Origin of the sequence: Microbacterium trichothecenolyticum (genome assembly GCF_000956465.1) — a bacterium.
GTDB classification, from domain to species: domain Bacteria; phylum Actinomycetota; class Actinomycetes; order Actinomycetales; family Microbacteriaceae; genus Microbacterium; species Microbacterium trichothecenolyticum.
In genome coordinates this window covers 17,772-35,799 of sequence record NZ_JYJA01000026.1, presented here as the reverse complement: position 1 = coordinate 35,799, position 18,028 = coordinate 17,772, and the positions used below count along the sequence as shown (strand labels likewise).

The following is an 18,028-nucleotide window of genomic DNA, read 5'->3' as shown; positions in this document are numbered from 1 at the left end:
GCCTTGAAGAGACGGGGAGTGTCAAGCCACCCGTGTTCCCGGCCACGATCCCCGGCGTATCGCGCCACCGGAACCGGCGACGAGCTCAGGCGCGGAAGAACTCCACGCCGAGATCAGGGTGATCGACGAAGACGCCGTCGACGCCGGCCTCGCGGATCACCGCCCACTCGGATTCCCAGTCGCCGAACGACGCCGGGCCGCCGCGAGTGCGGAACTGACCGATCAGGAACCTGTTCTCGGGACGGCACGTCCACGTGAAGACGCGCAACCCGCGGTCGTGCGCGTCGGCCACCACGCGCGAGGGTCCCGCGGTGCGCCCGAGCCGGTCGGGGCGGAGGATGGTCCGCTTGTCGACGCTGATCCCGTCCACTCGCCCGACGAGCCCGTCGAGCCCCTCGGGTGCGGCGGTCTGCCGGTACGTCAACGACGCCTTGCCGTGTGCGCTGAAGAGGTCGAACGGACGCCCCGCGTCTTCCAGCAGGTACACGTAGGACCCACGGATGCCCCGTTCCTGGAGCGCGAACAGCACCGTCGACTCGAACGACTCGACGGTGAGCGGCAGCTCGCCCGACGCCCATCCCGCCTCGCGGAGCTCCGCGTCGACGAGCGCGGCGACGTCCCACCCGATGGACGCGAAGTACGTCGCGTGCTTGATCTCGAGCACGACGCCGATCTCGCGGCCGAACTCGAGGGAGGCGTCGCGCGCCGCGTCGAGCACGTCACGCAGCCGCAGCACGGGCTGCTCGTCGTCGAAGCTCGCGCTCGCGGGCCGCACGTCCGAGATCCGCTCGCGACAGCGCAGCGTCGACAGCTCGTCCCACGTGAAGTCCTCGGTGAACCAGCCGGTCAGCTCGGCGCCGTCCACGTACTTCGTCGCGTGACGGTCGGCGAACTCGGACCGGGTCGCCACATCGGTCGTTCCCGAGATCTCGTTCTCGTGCCGCACGACGAGCACGCCGTCCTTGGACACCACGACGTCGGGTTCGACAGCGTCGACGCCCATCTCGAAGGCGAGCGCGTAGGACGAGCGCGAGTGCTCGGGCCGATACCCGGGCGCACCGCGGTGTCCGATCACGAGGGGATGACGACGGGGCACCGTTTCAGCGTAACCACGAGCACCCGAGGTGCCGGGGGCCACAGCAGCCGTTCATAGTCAGCTCACAGCGCCGACCCGTGCCCGGTCACGGCCGGTCGGATAGTGTTGATCAACAGCATCGTGCTGGGATTCCCTTGACATTGGAGTGTGAGAGCAGTGGCCCTCAACAACCCCGCGTTCAACAACCCGGCCTTCCAGGACCCGAAGGCCGTTCAGACCTACCCCGGCGGTTCGCAGGCGGCGAGCCTGGGCGGGCAGACGCAGTTCACGACGGCGCAGCGTGCCGGAACGGATGCTGCGGCTCAGGCGCAGCTCGAAGGCATGTACGCGGCACCGTCCGCGGGTGCCGTCGAGACCGGCCGCATGTCGTACGAAGACACCATCTGGAAGACCGTCGGCCTCTTCGCCATCCTCCTCGTCACCGCGGCCGTCGGCTGGGTGTGGACGATGGCGGGTGTCACCCCGACGAACCCCGAGCCTTCGATCCTTCCCTGGATGATCGGCGCGCTCGGCGGCTTCGTGCTGGCGATGGTCGTGATCTTCACGTCGCGCAAGAAGATCCGTCCGGCGCTCATCTTCGCCTACGCCGCCTTCGAGGGTCTCTTCGTCGGTGCGATCTCGGCGTTCTTCGAGTTCCTGTGGCCGGGCATCGTCGTGCAGGCGACGCTCGCGACGCTCGCCGTCGTCGGCGTGACCCTCGCCCTGTTCGCCAGCGGCAAGATCCGCGCGTCGAAGCGCGCCACCAAGGTCTTCATGATCGCGATGGTCGGCTACCTCGTCTTCTCGCTCGTCAACATCTTCCTGATGCTCTTCAACGTCCCGATCGCGGGCGGCGCGTTCGGCCTCGGCAGCAACCCGAGCCCCCTGTTCGGCATCCCGTGGGGCGTGCTCATCGGCGTTTTCGTCGTGATCATGGCCGCGTACTCGCTGGTGCTCGACTTCGACAACATCCAGCAGGGCGTGCGCAACGGCGCTCCCCGTCAGTTCGGCTGGCTCGGCGCGTTCGGCATCATGGTGACGGTCGTCTGGCTGTACCTCGAGATCCTGCGCATCCTCGCGATCGCGCGCGGCAACAACTGACGCCCAGCGCTTCGCTTTCGAACGGCCGCCCGGTTCTCCGGGCGGCCGTTCTGTTCCGTCGCCGTCGCGCCTAGGCTGAAGCCGATTCGAGGGAGCGGCATGGCCAGACGTCGTACGGCCTTCTGCACGGTGGCGCTGCTGCTCGTCTGCCTCACCGGATGCGGAGGAGCCCCCATGACCGAGCCCACGCCGCTCGAGCCGGCCCCCGCCCAGCCGACACCGACGCGCACGCCCTTCGAGACGACCACGCGTGGCCCGATCGCACCGACCGGAGAACCCGTCGCGGTGCCACCCGCGCGCTGGGACGCGATCGTCGCCGACCTCGCCGAGCGCGGCGTCACCGGTGCACCCGAACTCGTGTCCGCTCACGCGGTGACGTGGAACAACGGCGCCCTCGGCTGCCCGTCGCCGGGCGTCTCCTACACTCAGGCGATCGTCGACGGCATGCGGGTCGTCGTCACCGTCGACGGCACGACCTACGACTACCGGTTCGGCACGACGGACACTCCGAAGCTCTGCACTCGCTGAACCGGAGACGGTTCCGCCGCCCACCCCGGCAACGATGGCGTGTCGGCGGGAGCCTCCGGGAACGTGAGCCCAGCTGCGGCCCCGGGGCAGCAGCATCCGTTTCCCGTTCACGCAACGAGGTGGCGCCCCGCCATGCGACGGGACGCCACCTCGTGTCGTGCGGTGTGCTTACTTGGCCTTCACCAGGAGCGCTTCGCCCGGGCCCGCCGCATTGTCCATCACGACGACCATGACACCGAGCGGCTTCTGCGCACTGAACGCGGCGCCGTTCACGGTGACGGGCACGTCGACCTTGCCGCCGACCGCGACCGACTCGAACTGCCCGTTCGTCAGCGCGGGCGCCCACGGGTCGTAGGTCGCCGTGCCGTCGATCGCGTCCGAGCCGTCATTGACCGACGAGAAGCTCTCCACGGTGTAGCTGAACGCGCCCGACGTGATGCCGAGGTCGCTCGCGACCACCGGCAGCAGGATCGTGCTGCTGTCGGTGGGGGCCGAGGCGTTGAATCCGGCCGCGGACACCTCGCCCGTCGCGATCTCGTATACGAACACCTGCGAGATGCCGTTGGCGTCTCCGGCGGTCACGAGGCCGCCGTCGGCCGAGAACACGATCCAGTCGGGCTCTCCGTCGCCGTTCGTGTCGATGACGACGTCGAACTCGTTCGCCGCGGCGTTGGACCAGCGGTTGTGCGTGTTCACGGCGAAGACGAGCAGCTGATCGCCGGCGTCGTCCCAGGGGAACGACTGCACACCGGCGGCGCGGAGGTCGTACCCGGTGTCGGTGAACGACTTGGGCGCGTCCTTCCGGTCTTCGAGGCCCCACGTGTAGAAGTCCGCGTCGCCCGCGAAGGCACCCCGGTTGTTCTTCAGAGTGAGCGACACGTCGCCGTCGACCGGCTTGTTCTTCTTCGTCACCTTGAGGTCGCCCGACGCCGAGACATCCGTCGTGGCGCGCGGCACCAGCAGGTACGGGACCCGCAGCGTGTCGCTCGCCGACGTCAGGACGACGTCGCCGGAGAACTCGTAGAAGGCGAACCCGCCGGCGCCGGAACTGCCCACCGCCGTTGCCGGAGCGGTGAGATCGACAGTGACCTTCTCGGAGCGACCGGGCTTCACCGTGACCTGAGCCGGGCTCGCCGTGACCGTCGCGGCCTCCGACTGCGCGGTTGCCTCCGTGCCGACGCTGTACGTCACGGGCTGGCTGCCGTAGTTCGTCAGCGTCACCGTCTTCTTGCCCTGGAAGGTCTTCGCGGTCTCCTGGAAGCCGAAGCTGAGCGCGCTCTCTCGCAGCTTGCCGTCGTCCGTCCGGAACGAGTCGCCCGTCGCGGTGACCTGCTGCGACACGGCCTGCGCCGTATCGACCAGGCCGACGCCGCCGCGCACGAGGTTCTGGCCCACGACCTTGTCGGGGTCGGCGGTCGACACGAGCACCGACGCGACCTCCGCCGCCGACCAGGCCGGGTGAGCCTCGACGGCGAGCGCCGCGACGCCCGCCACGTGCGGAGCGGCCATCGACGTTCCCGAGATGGTCGCCGGGCCGTTGCCGGTGCCGACGCCGGTCGAGACGATCGAGACACCCGGCGCCGCGACGTCCACGCCGAGGGCGCTGTCACCGCTGCGGGGTCCGCTCGAGCTGAACGACGCGTACCCGCGGAAGGCGGGGTTCTCCAGCGGTGCCGGAGCCACGGTCGCCTCCGCATCGTCGACGAGCTTGGCGCCGTCAGACATACGCACGCCGAGGAACGGGATGGTGACCGTGTAGTCGTCACCGGTGTCGGGGTTCTCGGTGATCTCGCCCTCGAACGGCGGGTAGTCGTTCGAGGTGTTGATCATGACCGCTGCCGCCGCACCCGCCTGCTGGGCGAAGATCGCCTTCGCGACGCGTGCGCACACCCCGCGCGTCGAGACGGCGAGCTGGTTGCCTCCGACGGTGACTCCGGCGTAGTTGTACGCCGCCACCGAACAGCCGAGCGCCTCATTCTCGTCCGGTGTCGCCGGATTGTCGGTGAGCCGCACGACCGTCATGGCGGGAAGGCCGGTCAGGACCGCGCCGTTCGCGTTGATGGCCGGCACCGCCACACCGTCCACGGTGATCAGCGCGCCCGGGAACGTCGCCGTGCTGTCGACGGCGGCGACCGAGACCACACCGTTGCCGTTGCCGGCGAGATACGGGCTCGGGCCCTCGTTGCCTGCGGACTTCACGACGACGACTCCCGCGCCGATCGCGTTCGACGCGGCGACCTCGTCGGGGTCGCCGCCGCGGCCGAAGGGCGAGCCGAGCGACATGTTGATGACATCCATGCCGTTGTCGACCGCCCAGTCGATGGCCGGAACGACGATGTCCGTCGAGCCGCCGCAGCCGAAGACGCGGAGCGCGTAGAGGTCTGCCTGCGGTGCGACTCCCGGGCCGATCGTCCACTCGGCGGACGCCGTGGACTCGTCGTACGGGCCCGCGTAGGTCTCGCCGTCGGCAGTGACGCCGCTGCCCGCGGCGGTGCCGGCGACATGGCTGCCGTGCCCGTTGCAGTCGAGCGGGTTGGCGTCAGGCTTCGGAACCGGGTCGTAGTCGTCCGAGGCGGGGTCGGCGTTGTAGGCATCGCCGACGAAGTCCCAGCCGCCCTTGATGCGCGGGGCGTCCGGACCGAACTGCGCCGGGTCGGCCGGCTGCGCTTCGGCCGCGTTCGCCGCGGCGTACGCCTCTGGCGTGCCGACGCCGCCGAAGTTCGCGTGGGTGTAGTCGATACCGGTGTCGATCACCGCCACCTTGATGTTCTCACCCGTGAATCCGGTGTTCGCCCACACCTGCGGCACCCCGAGGAAGGGCACCGACACGGCGTTGTCCAGCGTGTACGTCTTCACCGCGTGCACCGCGACGACGTTGGGCAGAGCCGCCACGGCGTCGACCTGGTCGGCGGGGATGTTCATCTGGATGCCGTTGTAGGCGGACTGCATCGTCGCCTCGATCCGGCCGTCCTTGGCCTTGATCGTGCCGGTGATGGCGTCCTGGTTCTTCTTCAGGGAGCTCTTGATGGCCTTTCGCTCGGCGGCGCTGAGATCGCTGCCCTTCTTCGCCTGGGCGACGGCGACCGGATCGCCCGCCATCTCGACGATGACGGTGACCCGTCCATCGGCGCCGACGCTCAGCGGACGCGCGGTCGTGCCGACCGGTCCCTTGGTGTCGGATTTCTCGAAGCGCGACGACGGGTCGTCGTCGGGAGCGGCGGCCATCGCCGCCGTGGGGGTTGCGATCGCGAGCGCGAGCGCGCTCACCACCGCCAGGGAACGTCGCAACAAGGGGGCCTGCCTTCTCGTGTGTGTGGGAACAGCGAGGGGTACGGCGGCACGCTATGCGCGAACGCTCAAAAGATCAACAGAGCTCTCCCAGGTTGAGCAAACCGCCCAATTCACCGCCCTCAGCCATCGGCGTTTCGTGCATCACGCACATCCGGCCACCCGACGCGCACAACGTGCACAGCACCCCGTCGAGGAGCGATCGCATTCTGCTCAGAGCGGAACCGTCTCGGCTTCAGGTGCGCTCGCGCTCTATCGTGAGCGCATGGCCGAGATCATCCCGCTGCCGACGAAGGCACCGCGTCCGTCCCGCGAGCCCGAGCCGCTCTGGCGCGAGGCGCTGGGCGAGCGCTTGCGCACTCTGCGCCATGAACGCGGCGAGCGCCTCGCCGACACGGCTGACCGCGCCGGGGTCTCACCGCAGTACCTGTCCGAGATGGAGCGAGGACTCAAGGAGCCGTCGAGCGAGATGATCGCCGCCGTCGCCGGTGCCCTCGAAGTGACGCTGATCGAGCTGACCGCGGGCGTCGTCGACGACCTCCGCTCGCGCGCGACCGAGCGGGCGGCGGTCGGATGCCGCGCCACCTACTCCCTCGCCGCGTGACTTCTCTCCTCTGGTCGATGTCCTGGGCCGTCGCTAGCCTGGCCGAGTGACGCCCGCGAAGTCGGAAGCCGAGATCCTCGAGATCGACGGGCACGAGGTGCGCATCTCGAGCCCGACGAAGATCGTGTTCCCCCAGCCCGGGATCACCAAGCTCGACGTCGTCCGCTACTACCTCGCGGTCGCCGACGGCGCGCTGCGCGGCGCGGGCGGCCGCCCCATGGTGCTCAAGCGGTTCCCGCGGGGCATCGACCAGGAGCCGTTCTTCCAGAAGCGCGTCCCCGAGAACCACCCCGAGTTCATCGACACGGCGACTCTGCAGTACGCGCGCGGCACGTCGGCCGAAGAGGCGGTGATCCGGGATGCCGCGGGCCTCGCATGGGTCGTCAACCTCGGGTGTCTCGACCTGAACCCGCATCCCGTCCGTGCCGAAGACCTCGACCACCCCGACGAGCTGCGCATCGACCTCGACCCGATGCCGGGTGTCGACTGGTCGCAGATCGTCGACGTCGCCTTCGTCGCCCGCGAGGTGCTCGACGACGTCGGGCTCGTCGGCTGGCCCAAGACCAGCGGCTCACGCGGCATGCACATCCTGGTGCGCATCGCTGCGCACCACGACTACAAGCAGGTGCGCCTCGCCGCCGAGACGCTCGCTCGCGAGGTCGAGAACCGCGCACCCGGGCTCGCGACCGCCCGCTGGTGGAAGGAGGAGCGCGGCGAGAGCGTGTTCGTCGACTTCAACCAGAACGCCAAGGACCGCACGGTGGCGTCTGCCTACTCGATTCGCCCGCTGCCCGACGCGCGCGTCTCCACCCCCCTCGACTGGGGCGAGGTGCGCGATCGGCGTCCGGCCGAGTTCACGGTGCTCACCGTGCCCGGCCGCTACGCCGAGATCGGCGACCCCCACGTCGGCATCGACGACGCGGTCGGCACCCTCGATGGGCTGCTCCGCCTCGCCGAGGAACTGGGACCAGCCGAGAAGCCCCCGCGCGGCGGCGACGGGTCTGGCCGGCGGCAGTCGACGATGCCGCTCATCGAGATCGCGCGGACGAAGACCAAGCCCGAGGCGGTCCAGGCCCTCGAGGCGTGGAGGAGCACGCACGCGTCCGTGGCGGAGCAGCTGCATCCCGCCGACGTGCTCATCGACGGGATGCGCGGCTCGAGCTCGCTCTGGTACCGCGTTCGCGTCAACCTCCAGCACGTGCCCGAGGCCGACCGGCCGCCCCAGGAAGAGCTTCTCGCCGACTACGACCCGTGGGAGGGCAAGACCTGGCCCGGCCCGCTCCTCGACCGCTGATCCCGGGCGCCAGAGCGACCTCCGCTCAGCGAACGGGGGCCGATGCCCGTGCAAGGACGGCGTCGGCGAGGCCGTAGGCGACCGCGTCGGCGGCGGTGAAGACGCGGTCGCGGTCGGTGTCGGCACGCAGCTTCGCAGCATCCTGTCCCGTATGCCTCGCGAGGATCTCCTCCACCTCGCCGCGGACGCGCACGAGCTCGTCGGCCTGCAGGATCAGGTCGGGGATCGCGCCCCTCCCCTGGCCCGCCGGCTGATGCAGCACGATGCGCGCGTGCGGCAGCACCGAGCGCTTCCCCGTCGCGCCGGCGGCGAGCATCACGGCGCCGACGCCGATCGCCTGTCCCACGACGGTCGTGGCGACGTCGGGTCGGACGTGCTGCATCGTGTCGTACACCGCGAGCATCGCCGAGGGATCGCCGCCCTCGCAGTTGATGTAGAGCTGGATGTCGCGGTCAGGACTGTCGGCGTCGAGGTGCAGCAGCTGCGCGATGAGCGCGTTCGCCACGCCCGCGTCGATGCCGGTGCCGAGGTACACGACGCGCTCGGCGAGCAGGTGCGAGTACACGTCCATGATGCGATCGCCGCGCGGATGCTGCGCCACCACGTTGGGGATCGTGTACGAGCTCATGCCGCCACCTCCGCTGGCCCGAGTCCGAGTCCTGCGGGCCGTCGCCGCCGGGGCACCACCTGTGCGAACGAATCGACGATCCCGTCGACGAAGCCGTAGTCCCGCGCCTCGGCGGCGGTGTACCAGCGGTCGTGCAGCGAGTCCTCGAAGATGCGCTCGACGCTCTGTCCGGTGTCTGCCGCGATGAGGCCGAGCACGGTGTCGCGCATGTGGCGCAGGTCGTCGGCCTGCACCTCGACCTCGACCGCCGACCCGCCGATACCCGCTGAGCCCTGGTGCATGAGGATGCGCGCGTGCGGCAGCGCGCGGCGCTTGCCCCGCGCTCCCGCCGACAGCAGGAACTGCCCCGCGCTGCACGCGAGGCCGAGCGCGAGGGTCGCGACGTCGTTGGGGATGAGGTTCATGACGTCGCGGATCGCGAGCATCGAGGGCACCGATCCGCCGGGTGAGTGGATCCAGAGGGCGATGTCGGATGCCTCGTCCTCAGCCGCGAGCGCCAGCAGCTGCGTCGCGATCAGGGTGCCGTTGTCGTCGTCGAGCGGGCCGTCGAGCACGAGCACGCGCTGGTGGAACAGCTCGCGTCGCGCCTCGGTCCCGAAGTGGGGAATCCGGATGTCTTCAGCCATGCCCCCAGCCTGCGCGCCCGCCGAGGGCGCAGCATCCGTTTCCGCTTCCGGCGGCTCTGCCCACGGCGGAACGAGCAGGTCAGTCTGCCCCGATTCTGGCGCCTCGCCAGGCAACGTCAATCAGCGCGACCGGCGGGAGGGGCTCTCGACGACGGCGCGGAGCGCAGCGACGAGGGCGGGGCGCACCGCGTCGGATGTGAAGGCCGCTGCGGCCGACCGTGCACGCGATGACAGCTCGGCGCGGCGATGGTCGTCGCGCAGCAGCTCGATGATCGCGTCGGCGAAGGCGTCGACGTCGCCCGGCGGCACGACGATGCCCGCGTCCGCGATGGCCTCGCGCGGGCCATACCGGGCGTCGAACGAGACCACCGGCAGTCCGCGCGCAAGCGCCTCGGCGATGGACAGCCCCTGGCCCTCGAAGGCCGTGGACGTGACGAAGAGCGCGGCACGGTCGAAGATCGCGTCGCGATCGGCGGTGGCACCGTGGAGAGTGACGGATGCTGCCACCCCGAGCTGGTCGATCAGCTCCTGCAGCTCGTGCCGAAGCGGGCCGTCGCCGTACACGTCGAGCCGCGCCTCGGGCACCTCCCGGACCACCCGCTCCCACGCGCGGATCGCGAGGTCGATGCGCTTCTGCGGGGCGAGGCGGTTCAGCATGACGACGCTGTGCGGATCGCGGGACGCCGCATCCGGCGGCGCGGTGCCGAGGTCGATCGTGTTCGGCACCACGTGGAACGTTCCCGGGTCGCCGAAGCGCTCCGCGACCTCGTCGCGCTGCGCCGCGGTCGGCCAGAGCACCGCGTCGTACCGATCGACGGACGACAGCCACCGCTGCCACATGCCGGCCACCGGGGCGGCGGGGTCGTCGTAGGGCTCCGGGAGGTGCGAGTTGTGCACAGTGTGGACGAGCCGCACACGGGGGTCGTCCCAGGCGACGAGCGTCTCGCCGATCTGGCGCGACTCGAAGATCACCACGAGCACGCGATCGGGGTCTCCGGTCGTGGCGCGGCGCTCATCCGCGAGGTGCGTGAGCCACGCCGCGTACAGACTGCGGAAGCCGCGGAGCACCCGGTCGCCACTGGGGGCGTGCACGACGATGGGGGCGTCGGTGAGGTGCCATGTCGGGTCGTCGCGGAACACCGGAAGCGACACGATCGGCCTGCCCGCATCCGGGCCGACGTCGCCGGAGGGCCCGCCCGCCGCGCCGGCGGCGAGTGGAGGGGTCGTGGGGACCGTGATCACGCGCTGCTCGCCCTCGAACGAGCCGTCCGTGTGCGGCTCGCCGGCCGAGAAGAGCCACGACGGATCCGCGACGATGTCGTCGAAGAGGTTGCGTGCCGAGGCGGTGCTGTCGAGCAGACCGGCGTCGACGAATGCCTGCCGCTGCGCGGCGTGGTCTTGGAGCGACCCGCCGTCGACGCTCAGCTGCAGCGGGTCGACAGCTCCCGCCGAGGCGAGCAGGCGTAGGCGCGTCGGCACCGCCACCGCGAACCCGCCGTCGAGTCCGAGAGCCACGCGGCTGCCCAGCAGCACGTAGTCGGCGTCGGGCAGCGAAGGTGCGGGGTCCGTCGTCACCCGTCCATCCTCACCCATCCGTGCACTGCCCCGGCCCGCCGAGGCGCCGGAAGACGACGGATGCCCCGGCATCGCCGAGGCACCCGTCACAAACTCACTCCCACTCGATGGTCCCCGGGGGCTTCGACGTGACGTCGAGCACGACCCGGTTGACCTCGCGCACCTCGTTGGTGATGCGGTTGGAGATCTTCGAGAGCACGTCGTAGGGCAGGCGCGTCCAGTCGGCGGTCATCGCGTCTTCGCTCGAGACGGGGCGCAGCACGATGGGGTGGCCGTAGGTGCGGCCGTCGCCCTGCACGCCCACCGAGCGCACGTCGGCCAGCAGCACGACCGGGCACTGCCAGATCTCGCCGTCGAGGCCGGCCCTTGTCAGCTCTTCGCGGGCGATCGCGTCGGCATCGCGCAGAATCTGGAGGCGGTCAGCGGTGACCTCACCCACGATCCGGATGCCGAGGCCGGGGCCCGGAAACGGCTGGCGGCCGACGATGACCTCGGGAAGGCCGAGTTCGCGGCCGATCGCGCGCACCTCGTCCTTGAACAGGGTGCGCAGCGGCTCCACGAGCTCGAACTGCAGGTCTTCGGGGAGGCCTCCCACGTTGTGGTGCGACTTGATGTTCGCGGTGCCCGTGCCGCCGCCCGACTCGACGACGTCGGGGTAGAGCGTGCCCTGCACGAGGAAGCGGATGGGCTCGCCGTCGGCCTCGGCTTCCGCGACGAGCGCGGCCTCGGCCTGCTCGAAGGTGCGGATGAACTCGCGGCCGATGATCTTGCGCTTCTGCTCGGGGTCGCTCACGCCCGCGAGTGCGTTCAGGAACTGCTCGCGTGCGTCGACCGTGACCAGGCGCACGCCGGTCGAGGCGACGTAGTCCTGCTCGACCTGCTCGCGCTCGTCCTTGCGGAGGAGTCCGTGGTCGACGAAGATGCACACGAGCTGGTCGCCGACGGCCCTGTGCACGAGGGCTGCGGCCACGGCGGAGTCGACGCCGCCCGACAGACCGCAGATGACGCGGCCGGACCCGACCTGCGCCTGGATCTTCGCGACCTGCTCGGCGATGACGTTGCCGCTGTTCCAGTCGGCGGGAAGACCCGCCGCCTTGTGGAGGAAGTTCTCGATGACCTGCTGGCCGTGGTCGGAGTGCTTGACCTCGGGGTGCCACTGCACGCCGTAGAGGCGGCGCTCGTCGCTGCCGAACGCGGCGACCGGGGTCGCGCCCGTGGAAGCGAGGACGTCGAAGCCCTCGGGAGCACGCGAGACCTGGTCGCCGTGGCTCATCCACACGTTCTGCTCGGCCGGCTGACCGCCCAGCAGCACGCCGCCGTCGCCTGTGACCGCGGCATCCGTCGCTCCGTACTCACGGAGTCCGGTGTTGGCCACCTCGCCGCCGAGCGCCTGCGCCATGACCTGGAAGCCGTAGCAGATGCCGAGCGTCGGCACGCCGAGGTCGAAGACACCGGGGTCGAGTGCAGGGGCGCCCTCTTCATAGACCGACGACGGGCCGCCCGACAGGATGATGCCGACCGGGTTCTTCGCCGCGATGTCGGAAGCCGTCGCCGTGTGCGGCACGATCTCGCTGTACACGCCGGCCTCGCGCACGCGGCGCGCGATCAGCTGCGCATACTGGGCGCCGAAGTCGACGACGAGGACGGGACGCTGGGAGGTCTCGGTCTGTGCGGTCAACGCTTGTTCTCCGTCGGGATCGCGTGGGTGAGGGACGAGTGCTCGGCCTGGGAGTGCAGCTCGGCTGCCTCACGCTCGGCCAGGTAGGTCTTCACGTCGCGGGCGACGCGCGCCTCCATGAAGAACGACAGGAGGGGCACGATACCGCCGGCGGCGAGCATGCCCAGGCGCAGGAGGTTCCAGCGCATGAGGCTCCACACGCGGAAGCACGAGATCAGGTAGACGACGTAGAACCAGCCGTGGGCGACGAGGATGCCGAGCGACAGGTTGAACCCGTCACCGGTCGACTCGAGGCCCGAGGCCGTCTCGACGACCGGTGCGAACCACAGGAACCCGCCGGAACCACCGAGGAACAGCTCGTAGCCGACCACGTACTTGACGATCATCTCGGCGACGAGCAGCAGCAGCATCGTGCCCGTGATGATCGAGCAGACCTGGTAGAACTTCAGGGCTCCGCGGATCGCCGGAAACGAAGCGAGCTTGGGGGCGCGGGGCATGACCCCAGTCTACCCGCGGCATTCCGGGGCGTTTCCCGTTCAGGATGTCGCGGGCTCGGGGTCGCCTTCGGGCTCGCGGCGGTCGTCTTCGAAGTCCTCGACTTCCTTCTCCCACGCATCCTTCGCGAGGCGGTACCAGAGGTAGAACGCGAAGCCGGCGAACACGGCCCACTCGACCGCGTAGAAGATGTTGAGCCAGTTGATGCCCGAGCCTTCCACCGGTGCCGGCGAGGAGATGGCATCGAGTCCGGCGACCGGGTCCACGGAGGCGATGTACGGGCGGTACACGAAGAGGGCGTCGGTGTCGTGCCACTGGCCGAGCAGGGCCGCGGGCGACATGCGGGTCAGCGTCTGCGGGTCCGCACCACGGGGCGGGAGCAGCGGCCCCTCGTCCGAGATCAGGCGTCCGGTCACCTCGACCGTTTCGCCGGCGGATGCCTCTTCCTCGAGCTGCTCGATGGCAGCACGTGCGTCCTCTTCGGTGGCGGCCCATCCGAGCGCCACCGCGACCGAGGTCGGGCCGACCGTCGCGCTCACGTCGGGGTCGATGCGTAGCTGTCCGGTCACCCAGTAGCCCTCAGCGCCGTCGTTGTAGCGCGACGCGACGACGATGAAGTCCTCGGGAACCCAGGTTCCGCGCGTCTGCACGCGCTGGCCGACGAGCGGCTCCGGCAGGTACTCGCCCGACAGGGCGACGCCGGCCAGGGGCTGGACCTCTTCGGTCGCCCCCGGGGGCACCGGGTTCGTCTGCACCGCACGACCCAGCTGCCACTGCCCGAGCCACGCGAACACACCCGCGACGACGAGGCAGAGCAGCAGCATCCCGATCCATCGCGGGCGCAGCATCACCTCGCGCAGGGTCGGCGGGAAGGCCTCGGGTGCGAGGTCAGCCGCTCCCGTCGAGTCGGGGCCGGTCATGGCACCCGTCATCCCGCGGCGTACGGCGCGACGACGACCTCGACCCGCTGGAACTCCTTGAGGTCGGAGTACCCGGTGGTCGCCATCGACTTGCGCAGGGCCCCGATGAGGTTCGCGGTGCCGTCGGCGACCGGTGCGGGGCCGTAGAGGATCGCCTCGAGCGACGCGACCTGGTCGACTTTCACGCGGCGGCCGCGCGGAAGCTTGGCGTGGTGCGCCTCGGGTCCCCAGTGGAAGCCCTGGCCCGGAGCATCCGTCGCGCGCGCGAGCGCCACGCCGAGCATGACGGCGTCGGCGCCCATCGCGATGGCCTTGACGATGTCGCCCGACGTGCCCACGCCGCCGTCCGCGATGACGTGCACGTAGCGGCCGCCCGACTCGTCCAGATAGTCGCGGCGCGCGCCGGCGACGTCGGCGACCGCGGTCGCCATCGGGGCGTGGAGGCCGAGGGTGGCACGCGTCGTCGACGCCGCTCCCCCGCCGAAGCCGACGAGCACGCCGGCCGCACCGGTGCGCATGAGGTGCAGGGCTGCGGTGTACGTCGAGGCGCCACCGACGATGACGGGGACGTCGAGGTCGTAGATGAACTTCTTGAGGTTCAGCGGCTGGTCGACGCTCGAGACGTGCTCGGCCGAGACCGTCGTGCCGCGGATCACGAAGAGGTCGACGCCGGCAGCGACGACCGTCTCGTACAGCTCCTGGGTGCGCTGCGGAGTGAGGGAGCCGGCGACCGTCACGCCGCCGGCGCGGATCTCGGCGAGGCGATCGCGCACGAGCTCGGGCTTGATGGGCTCGGCGTAGAGCTCCTGCATGCGGCGGGTCGCGGCGGCCTTCTCGAGGCCGGCGATCTCGGCGAGCAGCGGCTCGGGGTCGTCGTAGCGAGTCCAGAGGCCCTCGAGATCGAGGACGCCGAGCCCGCCGAGCTGGCCCAGCATGATGGCCGTGCGGGGGCTCACGACCGAATCCATCGGGGCGCCCAGCACCGGGATGTCGAAGCTGAAGGCGTCGATCGTCCACGTGGTCGAGACGTCCTCGGGGTTGCGCGTGCGCCGCGACGGCACCACCGCGATGTCGTCGAACGTGTAGGCGCGACGCGCCCGCTTGGCCCGGCCGAGTTCGATGTCCATACTCACGCGACCAGCCTACCCGGCGGGCCCCGCGGCGCCGGATTCCGCCCGGCCGGCCACCCCCGGAGTTCACGCGACAGCCGTCCCCAAGCCGTCACGAGCCCGATGAGCTTCCTCCGCGCCGGCAGTCCTGGGGATAAGGACGCCAACCGGTGTCCTTATCCCCAGGACTCCCCGAGCGCAGCTTCGCGAGCCGGTGCGAACGGCCTCGGGACGTGACGCACCGTCGAGGCGACGATCCGGTCATCCTCACCGGGTGCGAGCCACCCGTGTCTCGTCCCAGACCGGCTCGTTCGACTCGAAGACGCGGCCGTCCGAGCCGAAGACGATGAAGCGGTCGAAGGACTTCGCGAGCCAGCGGTCGTGCGTGACGGCGAGCACCGTTCCCTCGAAGCGGGCGAGGGCGTCCTGCAGCGCCTCGGCCGAGACGAGGTCGAGGTTGTCGGTCGGCTCATCGAGAAGGAGGAGCGTCGCACCCGAGAGCTCGAGCAGGAGGATCTGGAACCGCGCCTGCTGACCACCGGACAGGCTGTCGAACGTCTGCTCGGCCTGCGCGACGAGTCCGTAGCGATCGAGAGCGCTCGACGCGGCCTCGCGCGGCAGTCCGGAGCGGGCGTCCTCGCCGCGATGGAGGATGTCGAGCAGCGTCTTGCCGTCGAACTCCGGGTGGCGGTGGGTCTGCGCGAACCACCCGGGCACGACTCGGGCGCCGAGGATCCCGCGACCGGTGTGCGCCACGGGCTCGAGCCCCGCGCCGGTCGTGGTCAGGTGCCCGAGGCGCCCATCGGGGTCGGTGCCGCCACGGGCGAGCAGCCGAAGGAAGTGCGACTTGCCCGACCCGTTCGAGCCGAGCACCGCGACCCGGTCGCCGAACCACACCTCGAGGTCGAACGGCTTCATGAGCCCGGTGAGCTCGAGCTGCTCGGCGACGACCGCGCGCCGGCCGGTGCGCGCGCCGCGCAGGCGCACGTCGAGATCCTGCTCCTTCGGGCGCTCCTGCGGCGGACCCGCCTCCTCGAACTTGCGCAGCCGCGTCTGGGCGGCGCGGTACCGGGAGGTGAATGTGTCGTTGGCCGTGGCCTTCACCTTGAGCGTGGCGACGAGCTCTTTGAGCTTGGCGTGCTGCTCGTCCCAGCGGCGGCGCAGCTCGTCGAGGCGCAGCATCCGGTCTTCCCGTGCCCGGTGATAGGTGCCGAAGCCGCCGCCGTGCACCCACGCGGTGCTGCCTGCGCCGCCCGCCTCGAGAGTCACGATGCGGTCGGCGGCGCGAGCCAGCAGCTCGCGGTCGTGCGACACCAGCAGCACCGTCTTCTGCGTCTCGCGCAGGTGCTCTTCGAGCCAGCGCTTGCCGGGCACGTCGAGGTAGTTGTCGGGCTCGTCGAGCAGCAGCACCTGGTCGGGGCCTCGCAGCAGCGCCTCGAGCGCGAGCCGCTTCTGCTCGCCGCCCGAGAGCGTGGTGAGCTCACGGAATCGCGCGCGCGCGAAAGGGATGCCGAGCGCCGTCGTCGTGCACGTGTCCCAGACGGTCTCGTACTCATAGCCGCCGGCCTCGGCGTAGTCGGCGAGCGCCCCGGCGTACCGCATCTGCGTGTCGAGGTCGTCGTGCTCGATGATCGCAGCCTCGGAGTCCTCGAGCTCGCGCGCAGCGCGACGCACACGGTCGGGGGCGACGGCGATCAGGAGATCGTGGACGGTCTGCCCGGCCTCGCCGTGGCCGACGAACTGGTCCATCACCCCGAGGCCGCCGTCGATGGAGACCACGCCCGAAAGTGCCGGCGTCTCACCCCGGATGATGCGCAGCAGCGTCGTCTTGCCGGCGCCGTTCTGACCGATGAGCGCCGTCGTCGACCCTTCGCCCACGCGGAACGAGACCTCGTCGAGCAGCGGACGGCCGTCCGGCAGCGCGTACGAGACGGCGGCGATGTCGATGTACCCCACGGTGTTCCCTGTCTGCTCCGCGGGACGGGTTCGTGCGATGGGGAGCCGACCAGACTACCCCAGAGCTCAGGCGGCCGGTGCGGCGTACCTGCCCGAGCGGATCGCGCGCTCGCGCGCCTTGGCGGCCTCGACCTCGCGGTTCTTCGGCGGCGTCACCGCGACGAGGTCGTCGAGCAGGTGCTGCGTGATGTGCGCGATCTCGTGCACGGCGTGGTCGAAGGCCTCCTGATTCGCCTTCGAGGGCTTGGTCGTGCCCGCGATCTTGCGCACGTACTGGAGCGCGGCCGCGTGGACCTCGGCAGACGATGCTGCGGGCTCGAAGTTGTGGAGCGTGTGGATGTTCCGGCACATGCCCCCGACCCTACGCCGCACCCCAGACGCGGGCCAGGCGCAGCATCCGCACCAGCCCCCGCTACCAGCGGTCGGTGCCGCGCGGGAGGACCTCGAGCACGTGGGGCAGCTCGGTCGGGAAGCAGGAGCGGAAGAGCTCGGTGATCTGCGGGTCGGAGCCGTAGTCGTCCACGATGCGCAGGCCGATCATCGTCGAGATGAGCATGCCCTCGGCCATGAACGCGCGCGACTCGTCGGCGTCGAGACCCATCTCGTCGCGGAAGAACCGCCAGACCTTCGCGAAGCCCTGGCGCGCGGCCGCGCCGATCACGGGGTGACTCCCGAGCAGGTAGGCGTGCGCGAGCGTCTGGTGGAGGCCGCGCACCGCGATGAGGTCGACGTAGGCCTGTCCGATGCGCTTGGCCGCCGCCTTCTCGGGCGTGATGTCGGGATCGTGCGGGGAATCGTCGGCGAGGGCCGCACGGAAGCCCGCGAGCATACGCGCCAGGGCGTCTTCGATCGCGGCGAGGAAGAGGTTCTCCTTCGAGCCGAACAGCCGCACCACGTACGGCTGGCTGACGCCGGCGGCGCGGGCCACCTCGTCGGTGGTCGCCCCCTCGTAGCCGCGGGCGCCGAACACGGCGAGCGCGGCCACCAGGATCTGGCGGCGCCGCTCCGCGGACGACAGGCGCTTGCCCGTGCCGGCCGGCTCGTCGACGGTGACGGCGCCGCTCGGGGCTGGAGGTGTCATGCCGAAAGGTTATCAGCGAATGACTTGACTTTGTAATCAGTCGATTACTACATTGTGGTAATCATTCGAT

Annotated in this window: 16 protein-coding genes; 4 read left to right on the top strand and 12 right to left on the bottom strand. The window is 70.4% G+C overall.

Features of this window, described 5'->3' with window-relative positions; genetic code table 11:
- Window positions 1-85 precede the first annotated feature (85 nt).
- Complete coding sequence (locus RS82_RS04015; protein ID WP_045297083.1) at window positions 86-1,096, bottom strand: glycerophosphodiester phosphodiesterase family protein; 1,011 nt, start codon at window positions 1,094-1,096, stop codon at window positions 86-88.
- A gap of 156 nt (window positions 1,097-1,252) precedes the next feature.
- Here RS82_RS04015 and RS82_RS04010 point away from each other — a divergent pair, with 156 nt between their 5' ends.
- The gene (locus tag RS82_RS04010) at window positions 1,253-2,176 is read left to right on the top strand and encodes a Bax inhibitor-1/YccA family protein (protein WP_045297082.1); all 924 of its coding nucleotides are present in this window, start codon (window positions 1,253-1,255) and stop codon (window positions 2,174-2,176) included.
- Window positions 2,177-2,350: 174 nt separating this feature from the next.
- Entirely contained in the window at window positions 2,351-2,704 is a 354-nt protein-coding gene (locus tag RS82_RS04005) for a hypothetical protein (RefSeq protein WP_245619504.1), read from the top strand.
- A gap of 168 nt (window positions 2,705-2,872) precedes the next feature.
- Here the strand turns inward: RS82_RS04005 and RS82_RS04000 are convergent, their stop codons facing one another.
- A complete protein-coding gene (locus RS82_RS04000) occupies window positions 2,873-5,971 on the bottom strand; it encodes a S8 family peptidase (protein ID WP_245619503.1) in 3,099 nt (1,032 codons plus the stop codon).
- Window positions 5,972-6,257: 286 nt separating this feature from the next.
- Here RS82_RS04000 and RS82_RS03995 point away from each other — a divergent pair, with 286 nt between their 5' ends.
- Both RS82_RS03995 and ligD read left to right on the top strand, forming a co-directional pair.
- On the top strand, window positions 6,258-6,596 hold the full coding sequence (locus RS82_RS03995) for a helix-turn-helix domain-containing protein (RefSeq protein WP_045297080.1): 339 nt from the start codon (window positions 6,258-6,260) through the stop codon (window positions 6,594-6,596).
- A gap of 46 nt (window positions 6,597-6,642) precedes the next feature.
- Window positions 6,643-7,890 (top strand): non-homologous end-joining DNA ligase, encoded by a 1,248-nt coding sequence (ligD, locus tag RS82_RS03990; RefSeq protein ID WP_045297079.1) that lies wholly within the window; start codon window positions 6,643-6,645, stop codon window positions 7,888-7,890.
- 25 nt (window positions 7,891-7,915) lie between these two features.
- Here ligD and RS82_RS03985 read toward each other — a convergent pair whose 3' ends face one another.
- The 10 genes from RS82_RS03985 to RS82_RS03940 all read right to left on the bottom strand — a co-directional run bounded on the left by RS82_RS03985 (window position 7,916) and on the right by RS82_RS03940 (window position 17,958).
- Window positions 7,916-8,518: a ClpP family protease gene (locus RS82_RS03985; RefSeq protein ID WP_045297078.1), complete on the bottom strand. Its 603-nt coding sequence runs from the start codon at window positions 8,516-8,518 to the stop codon at window positions 7,916-7,918.
- On the bottom strand, window positions 8,515-9,144 hold the full coding sequence (locus RS82_RS03980; RefSeq protein ID WP_045297077.1) for a ClpP family protease: 630 nt from the start codon (window positions 9,142-9,144) through the stop codon (window positions 8,515-8,517). Before RS82_RS03980 ends, RS82_RS03985 begins: the two co-directional genes overlap by 4 nt.
- A gap of 120 nt (window positions 9,145-9,264) precedes the next feature.
- Window positions 9,265-10,719 (bottom strand): glycosyltransferase, encoded by a 1,455-nt coding sequence (locus RS82_RS03975; RefSeq protein ID WP_052676680.1) that lies wholly within the window; start codon window positions 10,717-10,719, stop codon window positions 9,265-9,267.
- Between the two features lie 94 nt (window positions 10,720-10,813).
- The gene (gene guaA, locus RS82_RS03970) at window positions 10,814-12,397 is read right to left on the bottom strand and encodes a glutamine-hydrolyzing GMP synthase (RefSeq protein WP_045297074.1); all 1,584 of its coding nucleotides are present in this window, start codon (window positions 12,395-12,397) and stop codon (window positions 10,814-10,816) included.
- Entirely contained in the window at window positions 12,394-12,894 is a 501-nt protein-coding gene (locus RS82_RS03965; protein ID WP_045297073.1) for a DUF3817 domain-containing protein, read from the bottom strand. The genes guaA and RS82_RS03965 overlap by 4 nt, the downstream gene beginning before the upstream one ends.
- A 39-nt stretch (window positions 12,895-12,933) precedes the next feature.
- Window positions 12,934-13,740 (bottom strand): SURF1 family protein, encoded by an 807-nt coding sequence (locus RS82_RS03960; RefSeq protein ID WP_084695453.1) that lies wholly within the window; start codon window positions 13,738-13,740, stop codon window positions 12,934-12,936.
- A gap of 80 nt (window positions 13,741-13,820) precedes the next feature.
- Complete coding sequence (locus RS82_RS03955) at window positions 13,821-14,939, bottom strand: GuaB3 family IMP dehydrogenase-related protein (RefSeq protein WP_045297072.1); 1,119 nt, start codon at window positions 14,937-14,939, stop codon at window positions 13,821-13,823.
- Window positions 14,940-15,188: 249 nt separating this feature from the next.
- Window positions 15,189-16,877 (bottom strand): ABC-F family ATP-binding cassette domain-containing protein, encoded by a 1,689-nt coding sequence (locus RS82_RS03950; protein WP_045297070.1) that lies wholly within the window; start codon window positions 16,875-16,877, stop codon window positions 15,189-15,191.
- Between the two features lie 66 nt (window positions 16,878-16,943).
- On the bottom strand, window positions 16,944-17,228 hold the full coding sequence (locus RS82_RS03945) for a DUF2277 domain-containing protein (protein ID WP_045297069.1): 285 nt from the start codon (window positions 17,226-17,228) through the stop codon (window positions 16,944-16,946).
- A gap of 61 nt (window positions 17,229-17,289) precedes the next feature.
- On the bottom strand, window positions 17,290-17,958 hold the full coding sequence (locus RS82_RS03940; RefSeq protein WP_045297068.1) for a TetR/AcrR family transcriptional regulator: 669 nt from the start codon (window positions 17,956-17,958) through the stop codon (window positions 17,290-17,292).
- Window positions 17,959-18,028: the final 70 nt, after the last annotated feature.

Excerpts from the sequence above, each read along its gene's own strand:
- RS82_RS03960 (WP_084695453.1), bottom strand. The coding sequence starts at position 13,740 with ATGCTGCGCCCGCGATGGATCGGGATGCTGCTGCTCTGCCTCGTCGTC.
- RS82_RS03945 (WP_045297069.1), bottom strand. The coding sequence starts at position 17,228 with ATGTGCCGGAACATCCACACGCTCCACAACTTCGAGCCCGCAGCATCG.
- RS82_RS03995 (WP_045297080.1), top strand. The coding sequence starts at position 6,258 with ATGGCCGAGATCATCCCGCTGCCGACGAAGGCACCGCGTCCGTCCCGC.
- RS82_RS03955 (WP_045297072.1), bottom strand. The coding sequence starts at position 14,939 with ATGGACATCGAACTCGGCCGGGCCAAGCGGGCGCGTCGCGCCTACACG.
- RS82_RS03980 (WP_045297077.1), bottom strand. The coding sequence starts at position 9,144 with ATGGCTGAAGACATCCGGATTCCCCACTTCGGGACCGAGGCGCGACGC.
- RS82_RS03985 (WP_045297078.1), bottom strand. The coding sequence starts at position 8,518 with ATGAGCTCGTACACGATCCCCAACGTGGTGGCGCAGCATCCGCGCGGC.
- RS82_RS03940 (WP_045297068.1), bottom strand. The coding sequence starts at position 17,958 with ATGACACCTCCAGCCCCGAGCGGCGCCGTCACCGTCGACGAGCCGGCC.
- RS82_RS04005 (WP_245619504.1), top strand. The coding sequence starts at position 2,351 with ATGACCGAGCCCACGCCGCTCGAGCCGGCCCCCGCCCAGCCGACACCG.
- RS82_RS03965 (WP_045297073.1), bottom strand. The coding sequence starts at position 12,894 with ATGCCCCGCGCCCCCAAGCTCGCTTCGTTTCCGGCGATCCGCGGAGCC.